Genomic DNA, 19,727 nt, shown 5'->3' with positions numbered 1-19,727 from the left:
ACTCGTAACGACCGTAACCGGCTCCGCAAAACCAGCCGCAAGACAATTGTGGAGAACCCTAAACACGTATTCGGTGAAGCCGGATAAAAGCTGTGTTAGTCTGTTTACAGGAAGCAATTAACAAATGCACCAAGAACTTTTGAAGGGAGACATTCCTTTGGGAAACTGCTTGAACGTTAACTTGCCCCGTACCCAATCGTCGTAAAAAGGAGGTGAACGTCATGAGCGACCTGAACATGGAATTGAACAAAGAACTGGAAAATCTCGACCTGGAGCTGATCGAGCTTGATCAAGCGGAAGCGATCCCTTCCACTGCAGCATCGAGCGGAAGCGGCAGCAGCTCCACCTGCGGATCTTCGTCCTGCTCCTCTTGCTCTTCATCTTGTGCATAAGCTTGAAGCGAATCGGATCGAACTCATTAAAAATTTTAAAGGAGATGTAAAACATGAACCAATTGAACAAGGAATTGAACAAAGAACTGGAAAATCTCGATCTGGAGCTGATCGAACTTGATCAAGCGGAAGCGATCCCTTCCACTGCGGCTTCGAGCGGCAGCGGCAGCAGTTCCACCTGCGGATCCTCTTCCTGTTCTTCCTGCTCTTCTTCCTGTGCTTGAGCACATTCAGCGGAGCAAACCATTCGCTTACGCAAGACTTACTTTCCTAAGATGGATTCAAAAACCTTGGATGGGGCGGTAGCGGCCGCTTCATCCAAGGGATTTTCCGGAGGAGGAACATTGGTGACGGAGCCCCACGTATTCATCCGCCAAAATCATTTGTCTTCACATTCTATTCAGCGCCTGAAGGATCATTTCTACCTTCGATTCGCCAACTATCGCGAAGAGCGCTCGGCCTTTGCAACGCAGCAGCAGGAGCTGCGCCAACAATTATCCGGATCCATTGAACGTGAGCCGGGAGCCAGAATTGCATACATACGCCTCCAGCAGGGGATGAAAAGAGGCAAAATACAGTTCGAAAAGATCCCCAAGCTTGAATTCGTTGATCCGGTCCTGTTGGAAAGCATCCGGTCCCATCTAATCCGTGGACAGGAACTTCAGCGGCGTGAGGATCTTTTGCGGGAACAATTTGAAAAAGAATATAAAAGGCAAGCGGAAGAGCTTTATGAGCTGTTCCGGGAGCAGTCAAACGTACAAAATGCATTGCTGTTCACCAACTTTGAAATGTATTGTTCGCTGAACAATTCCTATAGCCCGAAAAAAACAGGAAAGGTTTGGAAGATTATGATGCGTTCATTTGCCAAAACCGCCCCGTTATCCACGTTTACCTCCATCGGCAGGCCGGGTGCCCGGGCATCGACCAGCCGGATCCGTTTGGCCCAGTGGATATTGCTTGCATGGTTTAATTATTTTCTCCTGCTGCCGGAAGTCGTCCGGGCAAGCCGTTTTCGAGTCAAATATGAAGCCGATCCGGTTGGAGAAGCGGTTTGGACCGTCGGCGCCGGGGAGCCTATAGAAGTCCGGCCGGGTCTATACCAACGTGACAAACGGCGATTCGCATTAAAGGAATCCCGTCTGCGAAATCTCCCTTCCGGCAGCATCGTTACATGGGAGGAACTCGCCTCCCGCTTGGGCGTCGGAACGGATTGGGTTGAAAGCCGGACCACGAAGCTGTTGGCAGCCGGATATCTTCGAAATGTGCTGGAGCGCAAGGCGGACACCCTTACCTTAACCGCCTTGATTGACGAAGCGTCTTCTTTCCGGAACGTTTCCGGGAGAGTCGACGGTTTCGTCAGACATCTGGAGGCACTGCATCTCATTGCTACCCGGATGGAAAACGCCACGGATCTTCATATACGGGAGTCGCTGATCCATTCCGCGCAGAAGCATGCGGCAGAATGCTGCGATGCGGTGTTGTGGAAAGGGAAACGTCCCTTGGATCTGTTTCATGAAGACAGCTATATTCCTGGGGGCTCCGATGAGATTCAGGCTCCCGCCAGAAGAACGATCGACAAATGGGCAGATATTCTTCCCTTATTCGATCACAGATTAAAGTTCAGGCTGTTTATGAAAGAATTGCTTAAGGAACGGCTCCCTGCTTCCTATGAGTCGCTTCGCCAGTCTCTTTCGGAATACGCCGGCATGTACGAAAAAGAGGTAGCTTTGCGCCGGACCAGCCGAAATACAGTGTTTGCCGCATCGCCCCAGGTAACCCGCCTTGAAGATTTGAAGGACGTTTATCGGGAACGGATCAAACCGGCTGAAAACGGCGAGGACGTGCATATCGGGGAAGATGAACTTATGGATCTTAAAGCGCAGCTTGAGGAGGTCGGCATCAAGCCGCAGCGGACGCTGCAGCTATTAATTCAGCCGGCGATGAACGGGAAATACGTCGTCAATGATTGCAAAAACGGTTACCTGGCGTATTCCATCTACCATGACCCGGGGCGCCATGAGCAAGTGCTCCATAAAATAAGATCCGCTTTGGGATGCAAAGAGGCGTTGCTGCTGACGTATTCGCCGTCCTGCGGATTTAATCCGAACACGAACGATTTTTCGGAAACGTATTCCTTGACGGAAGAAGTACACGACCCGGAGGAAGGGGGACAATCGGAAACATCCCGTTTGATTGCCCTAAACAGCTGCACATTGGAGTGGAACGCGGACATGAACCGGTTTGAGCTGCGAGCCGGAGATGTTCGGGGGATCGCGCTTTACACGGGCAGCCTTGCGCCGGCATATCTTCCGGAAGATTACAGGAATATTGCCCTTCTAAGTCAATCGGGCTTTTTAAACGGAATTGGATTCGAGTATAACGAGATTTCCCTCGGGGAGAGCAGGAAGCTGGGAAGAATCAGCTTCGGGGATCTTATTTTGCAGCGCCGCAAAAACATATTGCACTCCAGCCTTTTCTCAAGTCTGAACTTCGACTTTGAAGGATACGGCTCTTTCCATGAGCTTCTTGAGTCCCATGGCATTCCGCTCCGTTCTTTCGTCAGGCTTTTTCCAGTCCGCGAAGGAAAGCTCCATATCGAATATGGGGCGACGGCCATTCACAAGCCGATTTTTTTTGATGCGGAAGAGCCGCTCTATTTTATCGAAATGCTGAAGCATGTCCAGCGGAGCCGGCAGCAATATGGGGAAATCGCCGTTGTGTTTGAAGAAGCGCTGCCGGATCCGTACGAGACGGATTATGCGGCTGAATATGTGTACGAAATGTAATGCCGGAAAGGAGGAAGAGGCGGTGGACAAAAGTCCAATACGGATCATTGGCGGCCCTGAAAGGGTTGAATTGCTCGGACGCAGCCGGATGATCAGCTTTGCAGCTGCCAGTTATGACGATATCGTCCATCTTTTTGCGAAGCCTGATCCGAACCCTCGGGAAGCGGAGTGGGTGGCCCGCGTTCGCAGCCTGCTGGGGGAGCCGGAAAGGCCACGGCCGAAGGAACGTTACGAGTTGGGAGACCGGATCATATTCGCCGATGGGGTGTGCATGAGCTGTCTTGGGCGGCAATATCCGGTGTCTTCTTTGAACAGGTTTCCTCTTCCCAAGCTGTTGGAAACGCAGTTATGGGAGGGAGATCGCATCATTACGATGGATGCTGACGGTCTTGTGGCCATTGCTCCGCTGCCCGAAACCGCTCATGCGGAGTGCTGCCCGCGGGTCCGAAGCCGACTTCTGATGCTGGGAGAAGAAACACGCGATGAAAGCGTGCTTGAACAGGAATTGGTTCAGGAGCGGGTGCGGCAAATAGATATCGATTTCGAAACATACTGGACGTTAACAGCGGATTTCGGAGATCGAGTCCGCAGATTTGACGGCCCGAGCAAACGCCGGGTGCTGGAGGATATGTATGCATACATGCTTACCCATTATTGCAGCTACCGCACGCTTTCTCCCGGATTAACCGTTCGCGCCGCTTATCTGAATCATATCAACCGTTACGGATTGAATGGCGGGGTAGAAACAGAGCAGCGGATATTCGATCCCGGACAATTTTCGTTTTGGATGCCTGGCCCCGTGTTATTCCCGCCTGCCATGAGTTACAGAATCATTGAAGGCTTGATGCCGGTATACGGCGTTGAATGGAAAAACGGCGGAGTTCTTTTGCGGGCCTTCGGAGAGGATCTGGAGGATGCCTTGTTCCGGTTATGGAACAGAATTCGTGAGAAGGGAGAATCCACGGAGGCTAATGCAGGATCCTTTAGGGATGCAAATAGGCTGGCGGGGGGCTTTCATACACGGGACCGGCAGAATGGCGAGCTTCCTCTTTTTCGATATGAAGACGGGTTTTCCCGCAAATACGGGTTTGCTTTATTAGGGGGAGGTGACGATTCATGATCGCAACGCACGCGTTGAACGAGGTATTGAACCGGCGAGAACAATGGACGCTTTTGGAGGTTGAGGGGGAACGGCTGCCCTGCTTGATCACGTACGGCGACCGTCCGGAAGCAAACGGATATTTGGAACGGAAGCTTCCGAAATTCGCCTTGCTGCACGTGGACGCGCATGAATGCATCGTCGGGCCGGTTTTTTGCCGTGAAGAAATAGGCTGTCCTTCCTGCTTCCTGAAAAGAAGGGCTTCCAATCTTCGGGAGCATGAATATCGGCTTGAAGGGGCGCCCAGCAGGCTGGTCGGGGACCTGCAGGTCCCCGAGGATCTCGTGATGGAATGCTTCGGCATGCTGCTCCGCAAGCGCAGGCGGCCGGGGCTGCTGGACTATTACCGGATGAACGGAAACGGGTTGTTGAAACGGCTAACCTTTTGGCCGGCGGAACGATGCTCCAATTGCTCGGAAGGCGGGAAGCCGGATGACGCCGAAGCGTTTGCGGCGGCTTTTAGGGAGAAGGCGGTTTACCCGTATGGAGACAGCTACCGCAAGGAGGGGGCTTCAATTCCGAGCGATGTATTCAGGACGGATAATACCGACTCGAATTTTATCGTTTATAAAGACCGGAATACGCGATCCTTCTTTTCGGTCTCCACCTTTTTCCGGGTAAATAGGGAAGAAAAATATGGAATGGGGATCGGAAGTACGACCGATTATCGGGCAAGCGAGCGCAAGTCTTTGTTTGAAGCGCTCGAAAGGTATGCGGGCATGCATCCGCGAGGCCGGGAGCGAACGGTTACCTGCGCCAGTTTTAACGCCATGCGGCAGTCTGGGCATGTGACGGATCCCCGTCTCTTTATCAGGGATGTTGCAGGTTCAAGCGAGAGTCTGGTTCCCTTTGACGAAAATGGCGATTTGCCATGGATCCCCGCCTATTCCTGGAGCTCAAAAGCGCTAACGCATATTCCCGAAAGCTTGGCTTACTACAAAATGGATCAGAATTATTCGGGCGGCGCGCTGCGGGTTTATAAAGGGAACTCCAACGGTAACGCGTTGGGTACCGGCCTTCTGGATAGCGTGTATTATGCGTGCCTCGAATTGATCGAAAGGGATGCTTTTCTGAATCATTGGTATTTACGGCATGCGCCCCCGGAAATTCGGCCGGAATCCGTTACGAACGGCAAGGCCCGTTACATGTGCGGAAGGCTGGAGCAACTGGACTACGACGTGAGGTTGTTCGACATCACCATGGATACCGGAATCCCGGTCATCTGGGCGCTTTGCTTCGGAAGGACGCCAGATAAGTTTGCGGCATATTCGACGTCCGCGGCGCATCCCGACCCGGAGAAAGCCATTCAAAACGCGCTTGAGGAAATGCTGCTCGCCCTTGAATATTACGACACGCATACCGGCGTCATCCGTGAGAAGGCCAAACGCATCCAGCAGCAGGGCGTTCGGGAAGTCGAAGATCACCCGATCTTCTACTTCTTGCCGGAAGAAAGGCATCATTTCGACTTTTTGTTCGGAGGCGGCAATGTGGATCTCATGGAACGCTTTGCAGGTTATTACGAAAATCTCAGATACACCGCCATTGATATGGCCAGCGAAACTTCGGGGCTCCTTGACCGGCTGAAAGCCATTTTCGGCGACGTCATTTTGGTTCGTCAGACGCCGGAGGGATATACGCATCTGGGCCTGGAGGTCGTCAAAGTGCTGATCCCCCATTTGCAGCAGCTCTGGTTTGGAGAGGAACATCGGATGTTAAGCCGGAAGCGGTTGGAACAAGCTGCCCGATTCTGGGGCGTTACGCCGGGAGACATTCAACATGCGCCTCATCCTTTTCCTTAAAAGGAAAGGGTTTAAAAAGGTTCTAAAGCTCCTCGTACGAAGCCCGAAACAGAGACATGGCATATTTAACGCAGGCCAAATTTTAATAGGGAAGAAGGAGATTGTTGATGCTGTTGAAATTTAACCAGGTTGAAAAGCGCTTTAAGGAAAAGCAGGTATTGTCCGGAGTAAGCTTCGGGATCGACGAAGGGGAGAGCATCGCGCTGATCGGACCGAACGGCGCCGGAAAAACGACGATGATCCGTTCGGTATTAGGCCTTACATCGATTGATGGCGGCGAGATCATCCGGAACTTTAATACGCGGAAAGATGTCGGCGTCATGCTTCAGCACGATTTGTTTCCGGATCATTTGCGGGTCAGGGAAGTGATCGAATTGCACAAAAGCTACAGCAAATCAAACGTAAGCACCCATGCCCTGCTCGAGGCCGGCGATCTTGTCAAAGAAGCTCGCTCGATGGTTCAAAACCTTTCCGGCGGCCAGAAACGGAGACTGTCTTTTGCACTTTCGCTGGCGGCGGATCCCAAGCTGCTGTTCCTGGACGAACCGACGGTAGGGATGGATGTGACGGCCTCCCGAATGTTCTGGAATAAAATCCGGGAAATTCAGGAGCAGGGCAAGTCGATTTTCGTAACCTCCCATCATCTCGACGAGTTGAACGACTATTGCCGCCGGTTTATTTTCCTGAAGAACGGCGAGATTATCGCCGATGTGCGCAAAGAGGATTTGAACACTCAAAAGGTGATCGTCGTATATCTGGAGACGGCGGAGGAAGCACTCGATCTTCAGCGCCAATTCGGCGGCCTGATGGAAGACCGCAAGCTGTATGTCACCGACAAGAATAAACATTCCGTGCTTTGCGCGTATTTGCAGCAGCGGGGCATGACGTTTGAGGAAAGGCTGAAGGAAGTCAGGGATTGTTACCGGGAAATTTATGATCTGAATCCGGAAGAAGGAGTGAAACAGGCATGATCACGATCATTCGTTATGAAATATTGAAGGTGCTGCGCAACAAACGTTTCGTATTTTTTACGTTGGTGCTGCCGCTGGTGTTTTTGGTGGTTTTGAACGCTTTTGCCAAGCCGGAAGGCGACCAAGGGCAATACATTACTTATCTTGCCGTATTTTGCACGTTGTTCGGAACGGCGGGGAGCGGACTGAACACGCTTAGCACGCGCGTCGCCAAAGAAAAGTCCTACATTGGCAGCATCTATGCCGTCACGCCGTATTCGCCGGGAAAATTCATTTTTGTGACGGCGTTTGTCCAGCTGCTGCTCAACGTGTTGATCGCCGCCGTCATCATTGTATTCGGCCTTGCCGTTTTCAGGTTGAACATCGACGGAATGCTGCTGAAAATGGAGCTGCTTGCGGTCTACTCCAGCCTCTACTACATTTTCATCGGGCTGAGCCTGGGATTTCTGCTGGATGTCGTTTCGCTTCAATCCCTCTCCTTCCCGCTCTACATGGGATTTATGGCGATGAATCTGACGAACGATCTCGGACTTCATATGCCGGAGTTCATGGCCCATATTCAAAAGTTTTTCCCCGGATTTTATTTGAACAAGGCCGTCGGAGCGATATCGGCCGGCGGTAACGCGCTGCAGGACATCGGGATGCTGACGCTTAACATTGCGGCGCTGCTCGTGGTCACGTTGTTCGTGTACCGATATAAAAGAAGCGCGATAATGGGGTAGCCGCCATGCCGGACGTATTCGAAGAACTGCGAAGAATTCGGAGAGAACTCCACCGGATTCCGGAGCCGGCAGGGAAGGAAATCAAAACGCGGGCTTATGTCGAGAATTACATCCGGCAGCATACCCGGCGGATTCGTATCGACCATCATTCCGACAAAGGCTTGATCGCATCTTATGACGGCGGGTCGAAGCTTCCGGCCGTAGCGTTTCGGGCCGAGCTGGACGGACTGCCGATCCGGGACGATAAGGAGCTCGAATATAGAAGCCGCCATGCCGGCATGAATCATGCTTGCGGCCACGATGCCCACATGTCCATTTTATTGCAGCTGCTGCGATGGGCGGATGAAACCGCCCCCCGCAGAAATCTTGTCTTCATCTTTCAGGCGGCCGAGGAAGTGCTGGGAGGCGCGCGGGAGCTTGTTCCGCTCCTCCGGGGCCGGAATATCGGCTATATGTTCGCGGTCCATGTCACGCCCGATTTGTATCCGGGATACTTTGCGCTGCGGGGCGGCACGGCGCTTGCCGGCGCCCTGACGGCCGAGATCGGGCTGGAGCTCGCCTCCGGCCATGCGGCGGATCAGCAGGATTTTATGGAGCTGTTGGCCGAAGTCCATGCGTTCCAGCGGGAATATAACGACGAGCGCCGGATCTGCAAAGTTACGCATATCGAAACGAACGGCTACTATAATGCGGTTCCTGACCGGATAACGTTTTTCCTATCGTTCCGTTCGGCGGACGAAGAGGCGAACCGCAGCGGATACGGCCAGCTGCTCCACCGGATGCAGCACAACGGTTCCGTCCGCGGCGTTTTGCGGAACCGGGTCGTCTCAGAGTATCCTGCAAATGCCAATGACCCTAAATTGGCGGAACGGATCCGGGGCTTGCTCGGCAAAAGATTCGGTCAGGAGTCGGTGTTAAACTCGCCGTTTTTATTTTCAAGCGATGATTTTGCTTTCTATGCCAGGGATCTGCCGGGCCTTCGGACCTGTTATTTCTTTATAGGCGCCTATATAAGGGAACATAACGCGGTGCATACGGCGTCGTTCGATATTGGCGAAGAGGCCCTTCTGTACGGATATGAAAGCCTGCGGGCGATTGTCCGGATGTTCGAGCAGGCCGGGGAACGGGCCGAAAGAACACGACTTTTCGAAAACGGGAGTGAAAACGATGAAAGTATCCCCCCTTTATATCTATAGGGAAACCCACTTTCCGCTGCAGCGGGTCTCTCATTATTTAGGCGATTTGGCGGAAAGGTATGCGGAAGCCAAAGCACGGGCAACCCGGCTTGAACCTCGGGCAACAGAAGTTATCGAAGAAATGGAGCATGCGATCGCCGGCATTACGGAGGGTCAAGACCGCATGGAGGCGATTCGCTTCAAACGTGATTTCTTTAACGCCCGGCCTTCGGCCCGGGGCCGCTACGAGCGGGTAAAGCATTTGTTCCCTGCAGGCTTGCGGGAAGAGGTGGAGGGCGTGTTTGCCGCCCGTGAAGCTGCTCAGTCCGATATGGCCGGGATCGAAGAAGAATTTGGCGCGCTTTCCTGTGCCGACCGGAAATGGCTGCATGACGTCTACCGGGAAGATTCGGAACTATGCGATGCCGTCATGTTCATGAACAGCGCCATCGTGCCTAAATTGGAAAAATATTTGCAGACGCCGGTGGAGCAGCATGACCGCAGCTTGAGAAAGCTCGACTATACCTTAATCAAATTTTTAACCCGGGCCAGCATGAAGACGAGCCCTTTCGCCAACCTGACGTACTCCGGGATGGGCAGCTTCGACGGCGCGGGAAAGGAAGGCTGCAAAAAATTGTATCCCCGGATCAACGATTCGCTGATCCTTCAAGCATTCGACAGGTTGTGCCTGGAGCCCGAGCTTATGACCCGGCTGCATTACCGGCTGAACGCCACATGCGTGGAGCTGGAAGGCAAATATTACATTACGGTGCTGCAAAATGCGAAGGGGGAGCGGCAGCTTTACAAATCCAGACAGGGTCTTGTGACGCTGCGTTCGGGCGAAGCTCTCAGGGCTCTTTTCGGCAAATTGACGGATCGCGGATCGTTGTCGTACGACGAATTGAAATCAACCCTTACCGGCCTCGGCATTGAAGGGGATCAGGCGGACGGCACGCTTCGCCACCTGATCGGAAGCGGCGTTCTTGAACGTACCGACGTGCTCAACGAGCAATCGGGCGAGCTGTTGGCCGAACTCATCCGTAAGCTTGAGCATTACGGCATCGTACACCCGTGCCTGAACGCGTTTCGGCAATTGCGCAAGCTGACCGCAGAACTGGAGACGTCCTTCGACCGTACCAAAGCGGAACGGCTGTATGAAGCCCTTGAGGGATTGTCCGCGATGTTCGGCATGGATCCGATGCCGCGGCGGAGCATGCTGTATATTGACGGCATCGACGAAAAGGTGACCGCTCGCAGCTATCGCGAGCAGCAGCATAAGCTGAATCGGCTGTCGCAATATCAATGGCTGATGATGTGCTTTGACACGGTCGTCAAAATGCAGTTTGCCGCAGGCGAATTTTTCCGGCAGCGTTACGGCAGATCCTATGTGCCAAGCAATTCGCAGGAAGCTTCGAGAGTGCTCAGGGATATGGCCCAAGTGATCTTTTCGGATACGGAACTGATGAAAGAGACCTATGGCTTTTTCAACTGGAACAAAGCGTATATGCATCCAGGCATTCGCAGCCTGCATGACATTGCCGGGGAGCTGGCTTCCTTTCTGGCAGGGGCAGCGGAGCGACAGGAAATCGTTATTCCGGACGACTGCATTTCCGGGTGGCTGCGGCAAATCGAGAAGGTGCTCGGGAAGCGGCTGCTTTCCCATTCCTTTTTCGTGCAGGAAGACGGTGAACGTATGGTCGTTAACCATATGTATAAAGGCTTCTCGATCTATTTTGCGAGATTCCTCAAATATTTGAAAGATACGGGACCCGCGTACGGCGAATACCTGAGCGAATGCTTCGACGGCAACCGGGTGGCGGATATACGCAACACGTTCGGCTTTAACGCAAACATCCGCCGGAAAACGGTTGAAAGGGAAATCGCGCTGCCGATCCAATCGATGACGGAATCCGAGCGGTTCCTTTCCTGGCTGGATTTGGGGCTGAGATACAATGCTTCGACAGGGAGCGTGGAATTTTTTGAGAAGGATACCGGAGAGGTTGTGCGCCCGCAATTTTTGGGAACGCTCGTCCTGGTCGCCGCACCGGCTATTTTAACCACCTTTGACGTGCTGTCTTCCCATGGAACGAGTTATTTTGACCTTGGGGAGCTGGTCATTCGCGAACGGCTGAAAGAGCGGAAGGAGCATGATGATGCAATCATTCGCGTACCGCGGATCAGCTTCGGTGATTCCGAGTTAATCGTTTCCCGCGCCAAATGGCTGATTCCTGCCAGAACTTTGCTCGAGCTGTATAAAGAAAAGGATCGGTTCGGCTCCTGGAAGCGGGTGCTTGATTTCATGGAGGAACATGGCGTGCCGAGCCGGTTTTATGTCCGCGCATTCATGACGGAGATGGAGGAAGTCACGGAAGGGGGAGAACGCAAGCCGCAATTCATTAACCTCTCATCGCCATTGTTGTTCCACCTGCTGATTCAGCTGGCGGGTAAGACCGGGTACCTGATGCTCGAAGAAGAGTTTCCCGTGGCTGATCCGAAACAGGAGTGCGTCAGGGAGTACACTTACGAAATTACTTGCGGGGAGGTGTACGGCGATGCGGCTGCGAACCATTAGCTGCTTTTTGTACGACAGCGAGGCGTCGGCGTCGTTGCTTCGAGGTATTGTCCGGTATATCCAAGCGGGGAGCCTGAAAAATGCCATATTGCAAAAAAGCTGGGTGAACGGCTTCCATGTCAAAACGACGCTCCCCGTGTCCGAGGCCGACCACGGACTTGAACGGATGATCCGGCGGACCGCGGAACGTTATGCCAAACCGCGCAGCGCGGAGGAATATGAAAAATACGAGAAGATGCTTCATAAGCTTGCCGGCATGGAGGGGTACTCCGGCGATTATTTGCCCTTGCGCCGCGACGGCGAAGTGGTTGTGAAAGAGGAAGAGAGGTTGACGGGCGGCAATCCGCTGTGCAGCCCCAGAATCAATTACGGGATGGAGCTGCTGAAAAGCCAGCTGCTCGCGGACATTTACGAGGATTGGAACAAGCTTTCAGAGGACAGGCAAAACGTTGAATTCGCCAAAATATTTCTCATTACGGGCAGCGGCAGTCCGGGAGGGCTCAAAATCGGCTACTTATCCCTGCGTTCGAATTTCGAATACTTTAAAACCCAGATCGAAGCCATGAAAAAGAAGCCGGCCATCGAAGCGAAAATCCGGGCAGCGCTGCTGGGCCGGACGGAAGCCGAAGAAGAATTTATCGCAGAGGGGGTTCGGAAATTTTCGAACGGCATCTTTGAGCGGGAGTTCCTCTTCGGGCGGTTCAAGATCTTCGTCCATTCGCTTTCGGCGATGCTGGCGCAGGCCTATGACGAGGGGGAGCTGGAGGTGGAGAAGCTGACGCATGGCGATGATTTTTTTGAGCGTCATGACGAGGCGAGCGAATTTCACCGGACATTTTATTCGAATCCGCAATTTTTGCAGCATTACCGCGATAAAGGATTTATTGTATACCGGTTCGTGGCTTCCGCCTTGTATTCGCTGATGCCGCTATTGGGCATGTCTTCGCTGCGGAGGCAGCGGATTACGGGACTGGTGGCGGAATGCGTGGAGAGCGGCTTCGACATGGACTGGCGGGCTGCATATCGTTATTTGGAAATGAAGATGGCAGGTGATACCGATTATGGCAAACTGGCTGATTAAGAAGGAAGACCGGCTTTATGTGTATGAAAAAAAGGGGCTTCACCGCCTGCAAATGCCCCCGGAGACCAAGCGGATATTGGAAGAGGCCGTGCTTGGCGGCAAGCCGGGCGGAATGGCCGAAATCGACCAGACCTTGGCGGACCGTCTTCTAAAAAGAAAAACATCCGGGAGCCCCGTCCAGCCATTGGCCCCTGCCGCGGCTGAAACCAGAATATTGGAAACGGCGCTTCCCCCGGCTTCCGGCGAGTGGCAGATGCTGCATCTTGACGAAGCAACGTCGGTGTTGTTCCGAAACGTGACTCCACAAAACTATGCGGAGCTGATGGCAGCTGCCGAAGCCGGCCCGCAGGAAAAGGACGATTTCTTGCTCGACATTTACGCAGGGCATATGGCAGCCGCAAGCCGGGCCCATGCGGGGGATGCAGGAAATGAAGAAGCCAAGACGGTTCTTGTGATTGCCAAGGATGCCAAACGGATCGCGGAAGAAAAAGAACTGTTAAGCGACTATGCATTGGAGGAATTTGATTTGCGGGAACGGTTCGCCGAAGAGGACCGTTTCGAATGGACCGGAATGATCGATGCGATGGAGCGCCTCGAAAGCCGCATCATTACGAGCTTTCTATTCCGCCGGAATGAATGGATTCAGGTGCCTTACAAATTGGCGAATGCGGAGGACGGAAGTTTCTTTTCCGGGGAATCAGGTGCGGAGCAGATCGTATACGCATCCTGCCGCAATCTGGAACTGCGATTGGAGAGGATGGATCCGGAGGCAGCCTGGTTGGTGGTGGCCGGATCCCGGCACGGGCTTCATCGGCTCGCCCAATTTCTGATGACAACCTATGCGTGGGAGCAGGGGCCGGTGGAAAGAGAGGTCATTCCTTATGCAGGACTCATCCCGAATGGGCGGCGAATTGATGCCATGATCAACCGCTTCGTAAAGGAGAAGGCACAGCTGTATCTTCATGTGGACCATATTCCTGGAACTTCGCTGTGGAGCGCGGCCGCGGGCACGAAGGAGGAGCCGTGGACGGATAGGGTATACGGCACCACGTCCGAACGGGCGATTGAGGATGCGCTGATCCGTTATTATGCCTTAGTCCGCCAGAACGGAATCCGCGCCGCGGGTCCGGATCGTTTCCGGATGATCGAAACGCAAAACGCCGTTAACCTGAGCCGTCCGGAGATTTGCCGGGCGGGGGATCTGTACCGGCTGATCACCCGCATGTATGAGGTAAGGGCGATGCGGATTCCGCTGCTTAAAGACAGCGGGATATCCGTGATTCAATTGCGCCGCAAAGGAGGGAAGCAAGCATGAAAGAGCTGCTGCTATACGATACGGGCGGCATGCTGCTCCGGCAAGTCCTGGGCGAGATGGACCGCCGCGGCATGTTGTACCGACTGACCCGCGAGAGGACCGGCAAGCCGGAGATGACCCTTCACGTCATCTCTGACGGCCTCAAGGAAGAGGAATTCGCGCCGTTTTTCCAACCGGCTCCTCAGCACGCCGGGGGCGTATTTTTCTATCATCAACTGTTGAATACGCTCCTGGTAGGCCCGTTTGTCGCAGATCGGTCCGGCGTATGCTTTGCCTGTTTAAAGCATAGGCTGCAGGCAAACGGCCGGGAAAATATCGTTTCGCTCGCATACGGGGAGCCGAGCCTGTCTTCGCCGCATCCCCAAGCCGCGGAATTTGTCGTGGACATGATGGAGGCATTTCAGCTTTCGGGAGAACTGCTTGCACGTTATAACCAACGGGCGGAGCATATCCAGTTTGATGCATTGCGGGCCGATTCCTATGTGTTGAGCCGAAGCGGATATTGCCCTATATGCTCGCCGGACGTAAAGCGCGAAATTCCATTCATCCATGGTTTTCAAAGCGGATTTAAGCCAGACCCCCGAATATACCGCCTGAATTCCGGCCCGGATACCGACGCGGTCCTAAAGCGTTGGTTCGACAGGGACAGCGGAACGGCGACGCACAGCTATCGCGAGCTTCGCTCTTCCATGATCGAAGCGGGCGGCGTCGAAATTCGGGTGAATCCGGCATATGTTGAGACCGGGTTCGGAAGAGCCTATCGTCGGACGGATGCCGAGAAGGTGGCCGTTCTGGAGGCTGTCGAGCGGTATTGCGGCATGTGCGCTCGCGAAGCGCCTGAAACCGAGAAGAAGAGTTATGCCGAAGTGCGCTCCATGGCGGCGAATCCCGCGGATTTCGGTCTGCATGCCGAGGCCGATCTGGAACATCCGGAATTCCGGCTGAAGCAATACACGGAGGAACTGCCTATTTACTGGACGCCGGCCTATTCGATGAAGGAGAGGCGGGAGGTGCTTGTCCCCGAACAGCTCGTTTATTACGCCGACGGGCATTTCAGAGACCAGACCAATCGGTTTGTGTATGACAGCTCGAACGGACTCGCGCTAGGAAGCTCCCGCGAAGAGGCGGTGCTTCACGGATTGTTCGAACTGATCGAACGGGATCATTTCCTCTGCGCCTGGTACAACCGGCTCCCGTTGCAGGAGCTTGACATCGAGGATACCGGCCTGGACGAGTTGAAACAGATCCTTTACTTCCTGGAGCTGGAAGGGATTCAAGTCCGATTTTTCGATATTACGATGGAGCTGCGGGTGCCGAGCGTATGGGCCGTGGCCTACGATACCCGAAAGAATGCGCTCATGAAAGCCTATAATGCGGCGGCGGCCCATTTTATTCCGGAAAAAGCCATTGAATCGGCCGCCATGGAGGTCATTACGTCGCTTCCGATTTATGAAGATGCGCTGCGCCGGGATGACGCGATGCGCGAGCGGGTGCGGCAGCTGGTAGGCCGGCCGGAAGCCGTAACGGAATTTGAGGACCATGTGCTTTATTATGCAAGCGAGGAAAACTGCAGGAACGGTCTGGGGTTCTTGTTGAACCGGGACGCATCCGCCAAACTTCCGGTCCGGCAAGCGTATAGGGAGATCTTCTATGAAAGTTCCCGCTTTACCCATGAGGATTTGGCGGACGATTTGGAGCAATTGGCGTCGGAAGTGCTTCAGCATTACGGAAATATATACGTGGCAGACGTGACGCCAGGCGAGGTTGCAGATTTCGGCCTTTATGCAGCCAAGGTGCTTGTGCCCGGCATGCTCCCGATGACTTTCGGTCACCAGCATCGGCGCGTTATTCCTGAGCGGCTAAGCCGCGAGCGAATGCGGCGGGGCTTTGGCGGGGAGTTTGAAGTGAATCCTGAGCCGCATCCTTTTCCTTGAAAGGAGGAGATATTCCATGGAAACCTGGAAAAGTTATCGGATTTATTATCAAAATTACGCCATGTACGACGGACTTATCCTGCTGCTTGCCGATCTTATGGAGAGATGGATGGCCGAAGGGAACATTTCAAAATGGTTTTTTCTCAGATATTGGGAGGACGGACCGCATATCCGCATCCGTTATCTCGGTCCGGAAGGGCGGGATGCGGAAGAACTGTTTGAAAAGGCCAAATCGTGGATACGGCTGCATCCCGCCAGCCGCCGGCTCACCAAGCAGGAGTACTTCCGCAACCATCAATTCGACGGAGTGCCGTTGACGCTTGATCAAATGGGCTGGTACGAGGAAGGGGACATCGTGGCAAAGCCTTATGAGCCGGAATACGAGCGGTACGGCGGGGTGCAGCTGATGCCGTTGACGGAGACGCTTTTTCTTGAATCGAGCAGAATCGCGGTTCGGCTTCTCCGCCTTACGCAGCAATCTTCGTTTACGGCCCGTTTTTTGGTAGCCATGGCGGCCGTGGAGGATTTGGCGAATCTCTTTTTCGCCCGGAACGTCCGGCTTGGCGGCGTGGTTTCCTATTACCGCAAAAGCGCGGACAGCTGGAAACGCCTCTATCGATTTGAACGGATGTCGATTCCGGACCGTTTCGTTCAAGCAGGGAAGGATTATTCCCGGCTGAAAGAAGCGGCCTCCCGCCTGATTCATTCGGATGAGGAGTACGTCAGGTTAAGCGAAAGGCTGATTGCCGGCTGCGCTGCGATTGCGGATGCGATCGAAGACGATCAAAAGGTCAGGTCGATATTCTATTCCCATCTTCATATGCTGAACAACCGTCTCGGGATGGGTCCAGAATATGAATACGCGCTTTATGAGGTTTTATGGAGACTCCATACCGGTCAGGAGGCGAACGTAAATGCAACCGTCTCATAACGAGCTTTCCGAATTTTATGATTACGACGTGCTGTTCGAGGAGCTGGCTAGTCAGGAACCGCGGTCCGTCGCATGGCGGTTTAACCAGCGGCCGCTGGACGATTACGTTTTTTCCAAGCATGAAGTGCCCTTGCCTGAATATTTGGAGAAAATTGAGCTGGAGCGGGGAGCGGCGTTTCCCGAAAACGCGGAGGCCGAATTGGCCCGGCTGCTGCTTAAACGAAGATCAACCTTTATTAACGGCATGGGGCAGACGTGGACCTTATCCGACGTGAACGCTTTGTTGACCTGGTCGGCGGGAATCCGCGATACTCACCGACATATGGGCAGCCGGGGAACGGAAGAAGTGATTGCGATGCGTACATATCCCTCGGGCGGCGCCATGTATCCGATTAAGCTGTACATGTATATCCGCGGCGTGGAAGGGCTGGAGGAAGGCGTGTACTATTACGCGCCGATACAGCAGGAGCTTTATCGATATCGGGGTTCTCTTGAAATAGGCGAGCTTGAACGGATGCTTCCGATGACGCTTTACAAAACGGATGCCCGCAGTTCCGTGCTGGAAGGCGTTTCGATTTTGCTGTTTTTCATTGCAGACCTGCAGTACAGTTTCCGGAAATATGGGCGGTTGTCTTACAAGCTTGCATTGATCGAGGCAGGCCACATCGCCCAGAACATCCAACTGATCAGTACCGCGCTCGATAAACGAACGCTGCCCATCTGCGGCTTTTTTGCCGATAAGGTAGAAGAAATGCTGCAGGTGCGTGAACAAAAATACCAGCACTGCGTGTATGCCATGCTGCTGGGGTAAAGGAGGAGGACATTCCGTGATTAACGCCTTTTTCGAACTTGAGCCGGCCGACAAGACTTTGCGGATCATGAACCGTTACCGCCGCGACCATCCGCTTTACACGATTCCCCATCAAGAACCCGAGAAGCTGAAGCGGATATTGGAGAATCAAGACCTGCCTGCGGGCGGCCAAGGGGTCCAAAACTTGTACCATAAAGGGATTTTGGTGGACCGGGTGCGCTCGGAAGGGCTGGAAAGGTTCAAACGGTTCTTTTCGCAGGTTGGCCCGGACGTGGATCTTTATTCATTGTCGCTGGTCGTCGCCAGGGAATATTTGCGGTCGGAGTTTGCCGTCATCGTATACGAGGACGCGGACTTGGACTTTCGGTTGTGGCAGACCACGTCGCCTAAAGACGCTAACGCTCCGAGAAACTATCTGGTCTTGTACCGCGAGCCCGGACAGCTTCGGCAGCTGAAGCAGGAGATGGATACCAAGCGGGGAGATACCCTGTTTCTGTGCCGTGTCATGCAGGGCCGGATCGCCGAGATTGGACCGATGTACGTCACTCACCCAACCTTTTGCCTAGACTGCATGGTCCGCAAGCTCGAAGCTTATCATATCCGTTGGTCGAGTCCTTTGTCGGTGCCTGCCGGACAGCTCCTGGAAGAGGAGTTCCTTAAATCGCTGATCGACCACTACAGTTCATACATTACATTGCTCTCTACCGTCCATGAGCGGAAAATGCTGCTTCGCGATCAGGAGATCGGTTTTACGAGTCTGATCACCCCGCGTTATTCCCGCTGTCATTGCCTAATAAGCTGAATAAAAGCGTCTGCCGGCCGATCCAGGGCCTGCAGATGCTTTTTTTTCAACATAATAGGGTTTATCAATTTCGGGACTCACCGCAAAGTATCTGAATCAGCTTCGAAGCCAAAGCCCCACTTTGCGGGGTTGTTTTAGGAAAACTATGGAAACGGATTCTAGCATCCATTAAAATAAGAGTTAAATATTGGTGGAAACTGCGAAATTTCGGGAGGGGAGTTCGTGGAGCAATTTGAACCCAGGATCATGTCCGAATTGGAAGGCCAAGCAAAGGCGTTTTTTAGAGTGGAAATGCTGCTTGAGGCTGCTTTGGCGTCTTTGCGGGTGAAGCAAGCCGAATCCCTATTATTCGGCAAAATGACCGTTTTGCATTACCGGATGTTCGGCGGGGAAGGCGACGCCGTCTACAAGGCTGCGGCAGCGGTGGAACTGATGATTCTTGGCCTGGACATCATCGACGATTTGCAAGATGAAGACCATGGAGGAATGCCCTGGCACCGGCTTTCGAAGGATATTGCGCTAAACCTCGCCATCGGCTTTTTGACCTTATCCCAGGAGACGCTGCTTTACAGCGACTTTCCGCTGGAGAGGGTGCATGAGTCCGGAGCCTTTTTAAACCGGCAAATGCTGGTGGCCATTAACGGCCAAACGTTGGATCTGCTGAATGCCGTCCGCGACGAGGATGAATATCTGAAGATGGTGGAGCAAAAGTCGGCGGCCCTATTGGTGTGCGCCTGCATGATTGGAGTCATTTTGGCTACCGGACAGGCCGATGAACGGGTGGCCGAATATGCCCGGGAGGTCGGCATCGCCGCTCAGATTAAAAACGATTATAGGGATTTGCTGGATTGGGGAAACAAAAATGATTTTTTGCGCCGCAAAAAAACGCTCCCGGTACTGTTTTTGCTTTCTACTGCGGAAGAACAGGATGAACGCTGGATCGTGGACTATTTTGCGGGCCGCCTCAAACCGGAGGAGGTGCTGCATCGCGAAGAGGAGTTTTGCGCCGTGGTCGAGCGGACAGGCACCGCATTATATACTTCCGTTCGGATGCGATCCCACTATTACCGGTTTTTGAACATCATCGAGGGCATGGAGATGGACCCGAAATGGCGTGACTTAATGATCGAAGCCGCGCGGTAACCATCCGGATATAACCCGGTGAACACGTTCCGGGTACCGCAAAGATGCCGCAATTCCCACGCAACCGATTTGCGGGAAATACGTGATATGTTGTCGTTTTGCAATGGATGCTGCCTTGATATATTGAAATCAAA

Annotated in this window: 16 protein-coding genes; all 16 read left to right on the top strand. The window is 53.5% G+C overall.

Annotated elements, in window-relative coordinates; all coding sequences use genetic code 11:
* The first annotated feature begins 221 nt into the window (after positions 1–221).
* The 16 genes from GQY55_RS04965 to GQY55_RS04890 all read left to right on the top strand — a co-directional run bounded on the left by GQY55_RS04965 (position 222) and on the right by GQY55_RS04890 (position 19,593).
* Positions 222–392: a thiazolylpeptide-type bacteriocin gene (locus tag GQY55_RS04965; RefSeq protein WP_156124501.1), complete on the top strand. Its 171-nt coding sequence runs from the start codon at positions 222–224 to the stop codon at positions 390–392.
* Positions 393–445: 53 nt separating this feature from the next.
* Complete coding sequence (locus GQY55_RS04960) at positions 446–616, top strand: thiazolylpeptide-type bacteriocin (RefSeq protein ID WP_160038816.1); 171 nt, start codon at positions 446–448, stop codon at positions 614–616.
* Positions 617–667: 51 nt separating this feature from the next.
* Positions 668–3,178: a hypothetical protein gene (locus GQY55_RS04955; protein WP_236575428.1), complete on the top strand. Its 2,511-nt coding sequence runs from the start codon at positions 668–670 to the stop codon at positions 3,176–3,178.
* Positions 3,179–3,200: 22 nt separating this feature from the next.
* A complete protein-coding gene (locus tag GQY55_RS04950; RefSeq protein WP_160038812.1) occupies positions 3,201–4,298 on the top strand; it encodes a hypothetical protein in 1,098 nt (365 codons plus the stop codon).
* Entirely contained in the window at positions 4,295–6,136 is a 1,842-nt protein-coding gene (locus GQY55_RS04945) for a YcaO-like family protein (RefSeq protein WP_160038810.1), read from the top strand. The genes GQY55_RS04950 and GQY55_RS04945 overlap by 4 nt, the downstream gene beginning before the upstream one ends.
* Positions 6,137–6,243: 107 nt before the next feature.
* The gene (locus GQY55_RS04940) at positions 6,244–7,107 is read left to right on the top strand and encodes an ABC transporter ATP-binding protein (protein ID WP_160038808.1); all 864 of its coding nucleotides are present in this window, start codon (positions 6,244–6,246) and stop codon (positions 7,105–7,107) included.
* Positions 7,104–7,829: an ABC transporter permease gene (locus GQY55_RS04935; protein ID WP_160038806.1), complete on the top strand. Its 726-nt coding sequence runs from the start codon at positions 7,104–7,106 to the stop codon at positions 7,827–7,829. Before GQY55_RS04940 ends, GQY55_RS04935 begins: the two co-directional genes overlap by 4 nt.
* A gap of 5 nt (positions 7,830–7,834) precedes the next feature.
* Complete coding sequence (locus GQY55_RS04930) at positions 7,835–9,025, top strand: M20 metallopeptidase family protein (RefSeq protein ID WP_160038804.1); 1,191 nt, start codon at positions 7,835–7,837, stop codon at positions 9,023–9,025.
* A complete protein-coding gene (locus tag GQY55_RS04925; RefSeq protein ID WP_160038802.1) occupies positions 8,997–11,576 on the top strand; it encodes a lantibiotic dehydratase in 2,580 nt (859 codons plus the stop codon). The genes GQY55_RS04930 and GQY55_RS04925 overlap by 29 nt, the downstream gene beginning before the upstream one ends.
* On the top strand, positions 11,557–12,657 hold the full coding sequence (locus tag GQY55_RS04920) for a hypothetical protein (RefSeq protein ID WP_160038800.1): 1,101 nt from the start codon (positions 11,557–11,559) through the stop codon (positions 12,655–12,657). The genes GQY55_RS04925 and GQY55_RS04920 overlap by 20 nt, the downstream gene beginning before the upstream one ends.
* Positions 12,638–13,972, top strand: coding sequence for a hypothetical protein (locus GQY55_RS04915; RefSeq protein WP_160038798.1), 1,335 nt, complete (start codon positions 12,638–12,640; stop codon positions 13,970–13,972). The genes GQY55_RS04920 and GQY55_RS04915 overlap by 20 nt, the downstream gene beginning before the upstream one ends.
* On the top strand, positions 13,969–15,906 hold the full coding sequence (locus GQY55_RS04910; protein WP_160038796.1) for a TOMM precursor leader peptide-binding protein: 1,938 nt from the start codon (positions 13,969–13,971) through the stop codon (positions 15,904–15,906). Before GQY55_RS04915 ends, GQY55_RS04910 begins: the two co-directional genes overlap by 4 nt.
* Before the next feature lie 16 nt (positions 15,907–15,922).
* Positions 15,923–16,837 carry a thiopeptide-type bacteriocin biosynthesis protein gene (locus GQY55_RS04905; protein WP_160038794.1) on the top strand — a complete coding sequence of 305 codons (915 nt, stop codon included), beginning with the start codon at positions 15,923–15,925 and terminating at the stop codon, positions 16,835–16,837.
* Positions 16,821–17,648 carry a SagB/ThcOx family dehydrogenase gene (locus tag GQY55_RS04900; protein ID WP_160038792.1) on the top strand — a complete coding sequence of 276 codons (828 nt, stop codon included), beginning with the start codon at positions 16,821–16,823 and terminating at the stop codon, positions 17,646–17,648. Before GQY55_RS04905 ends, GQY55_RS04900 begins: the two co-directional genes overlap by 17 nt.
* Before the next feature lie 16 nt (positions 17,649–17,664).
* On the top strand, positions 17,665–18,450 hold the full coding sequence (locus GQY55_RS04895) for a hypothetical protein (protein WP_160038790.1): 786 nt from the start codon (positions 17,665–17,667) through the stop codon (positions 18,448–18,450).
* 222 nt (positions 18,451–18,672) lie between these two features.
* Positions 18,673–19,593 (top strand): polyprenyl synthetase family protein, encoded by a 921-nt coding sequence (locus GQY55_RS04890; RefSeq protein ID WP_160038788.1) that lies wholly within the window; start codon positions 18,673–18,675, stop codon positions 19,591–19,593.
* Positions 19,594–19,727: the final 134 nt, after the last annotated feature.

This window comes from Paenibacillus sp. USDA918EY, from assembly GCF_009870825.1.
Taxonomy (GTDB): domain Bacteria; phylum Bacillota; class Bacilli; order Paenibacillales; family Paenibacillaceae; genus Paenibacillus_AQ; species Paenibacillus_AQ albilobatus.
This window is presented reverse-complemented; position numbering and strand designations above follow the sequence as displayed.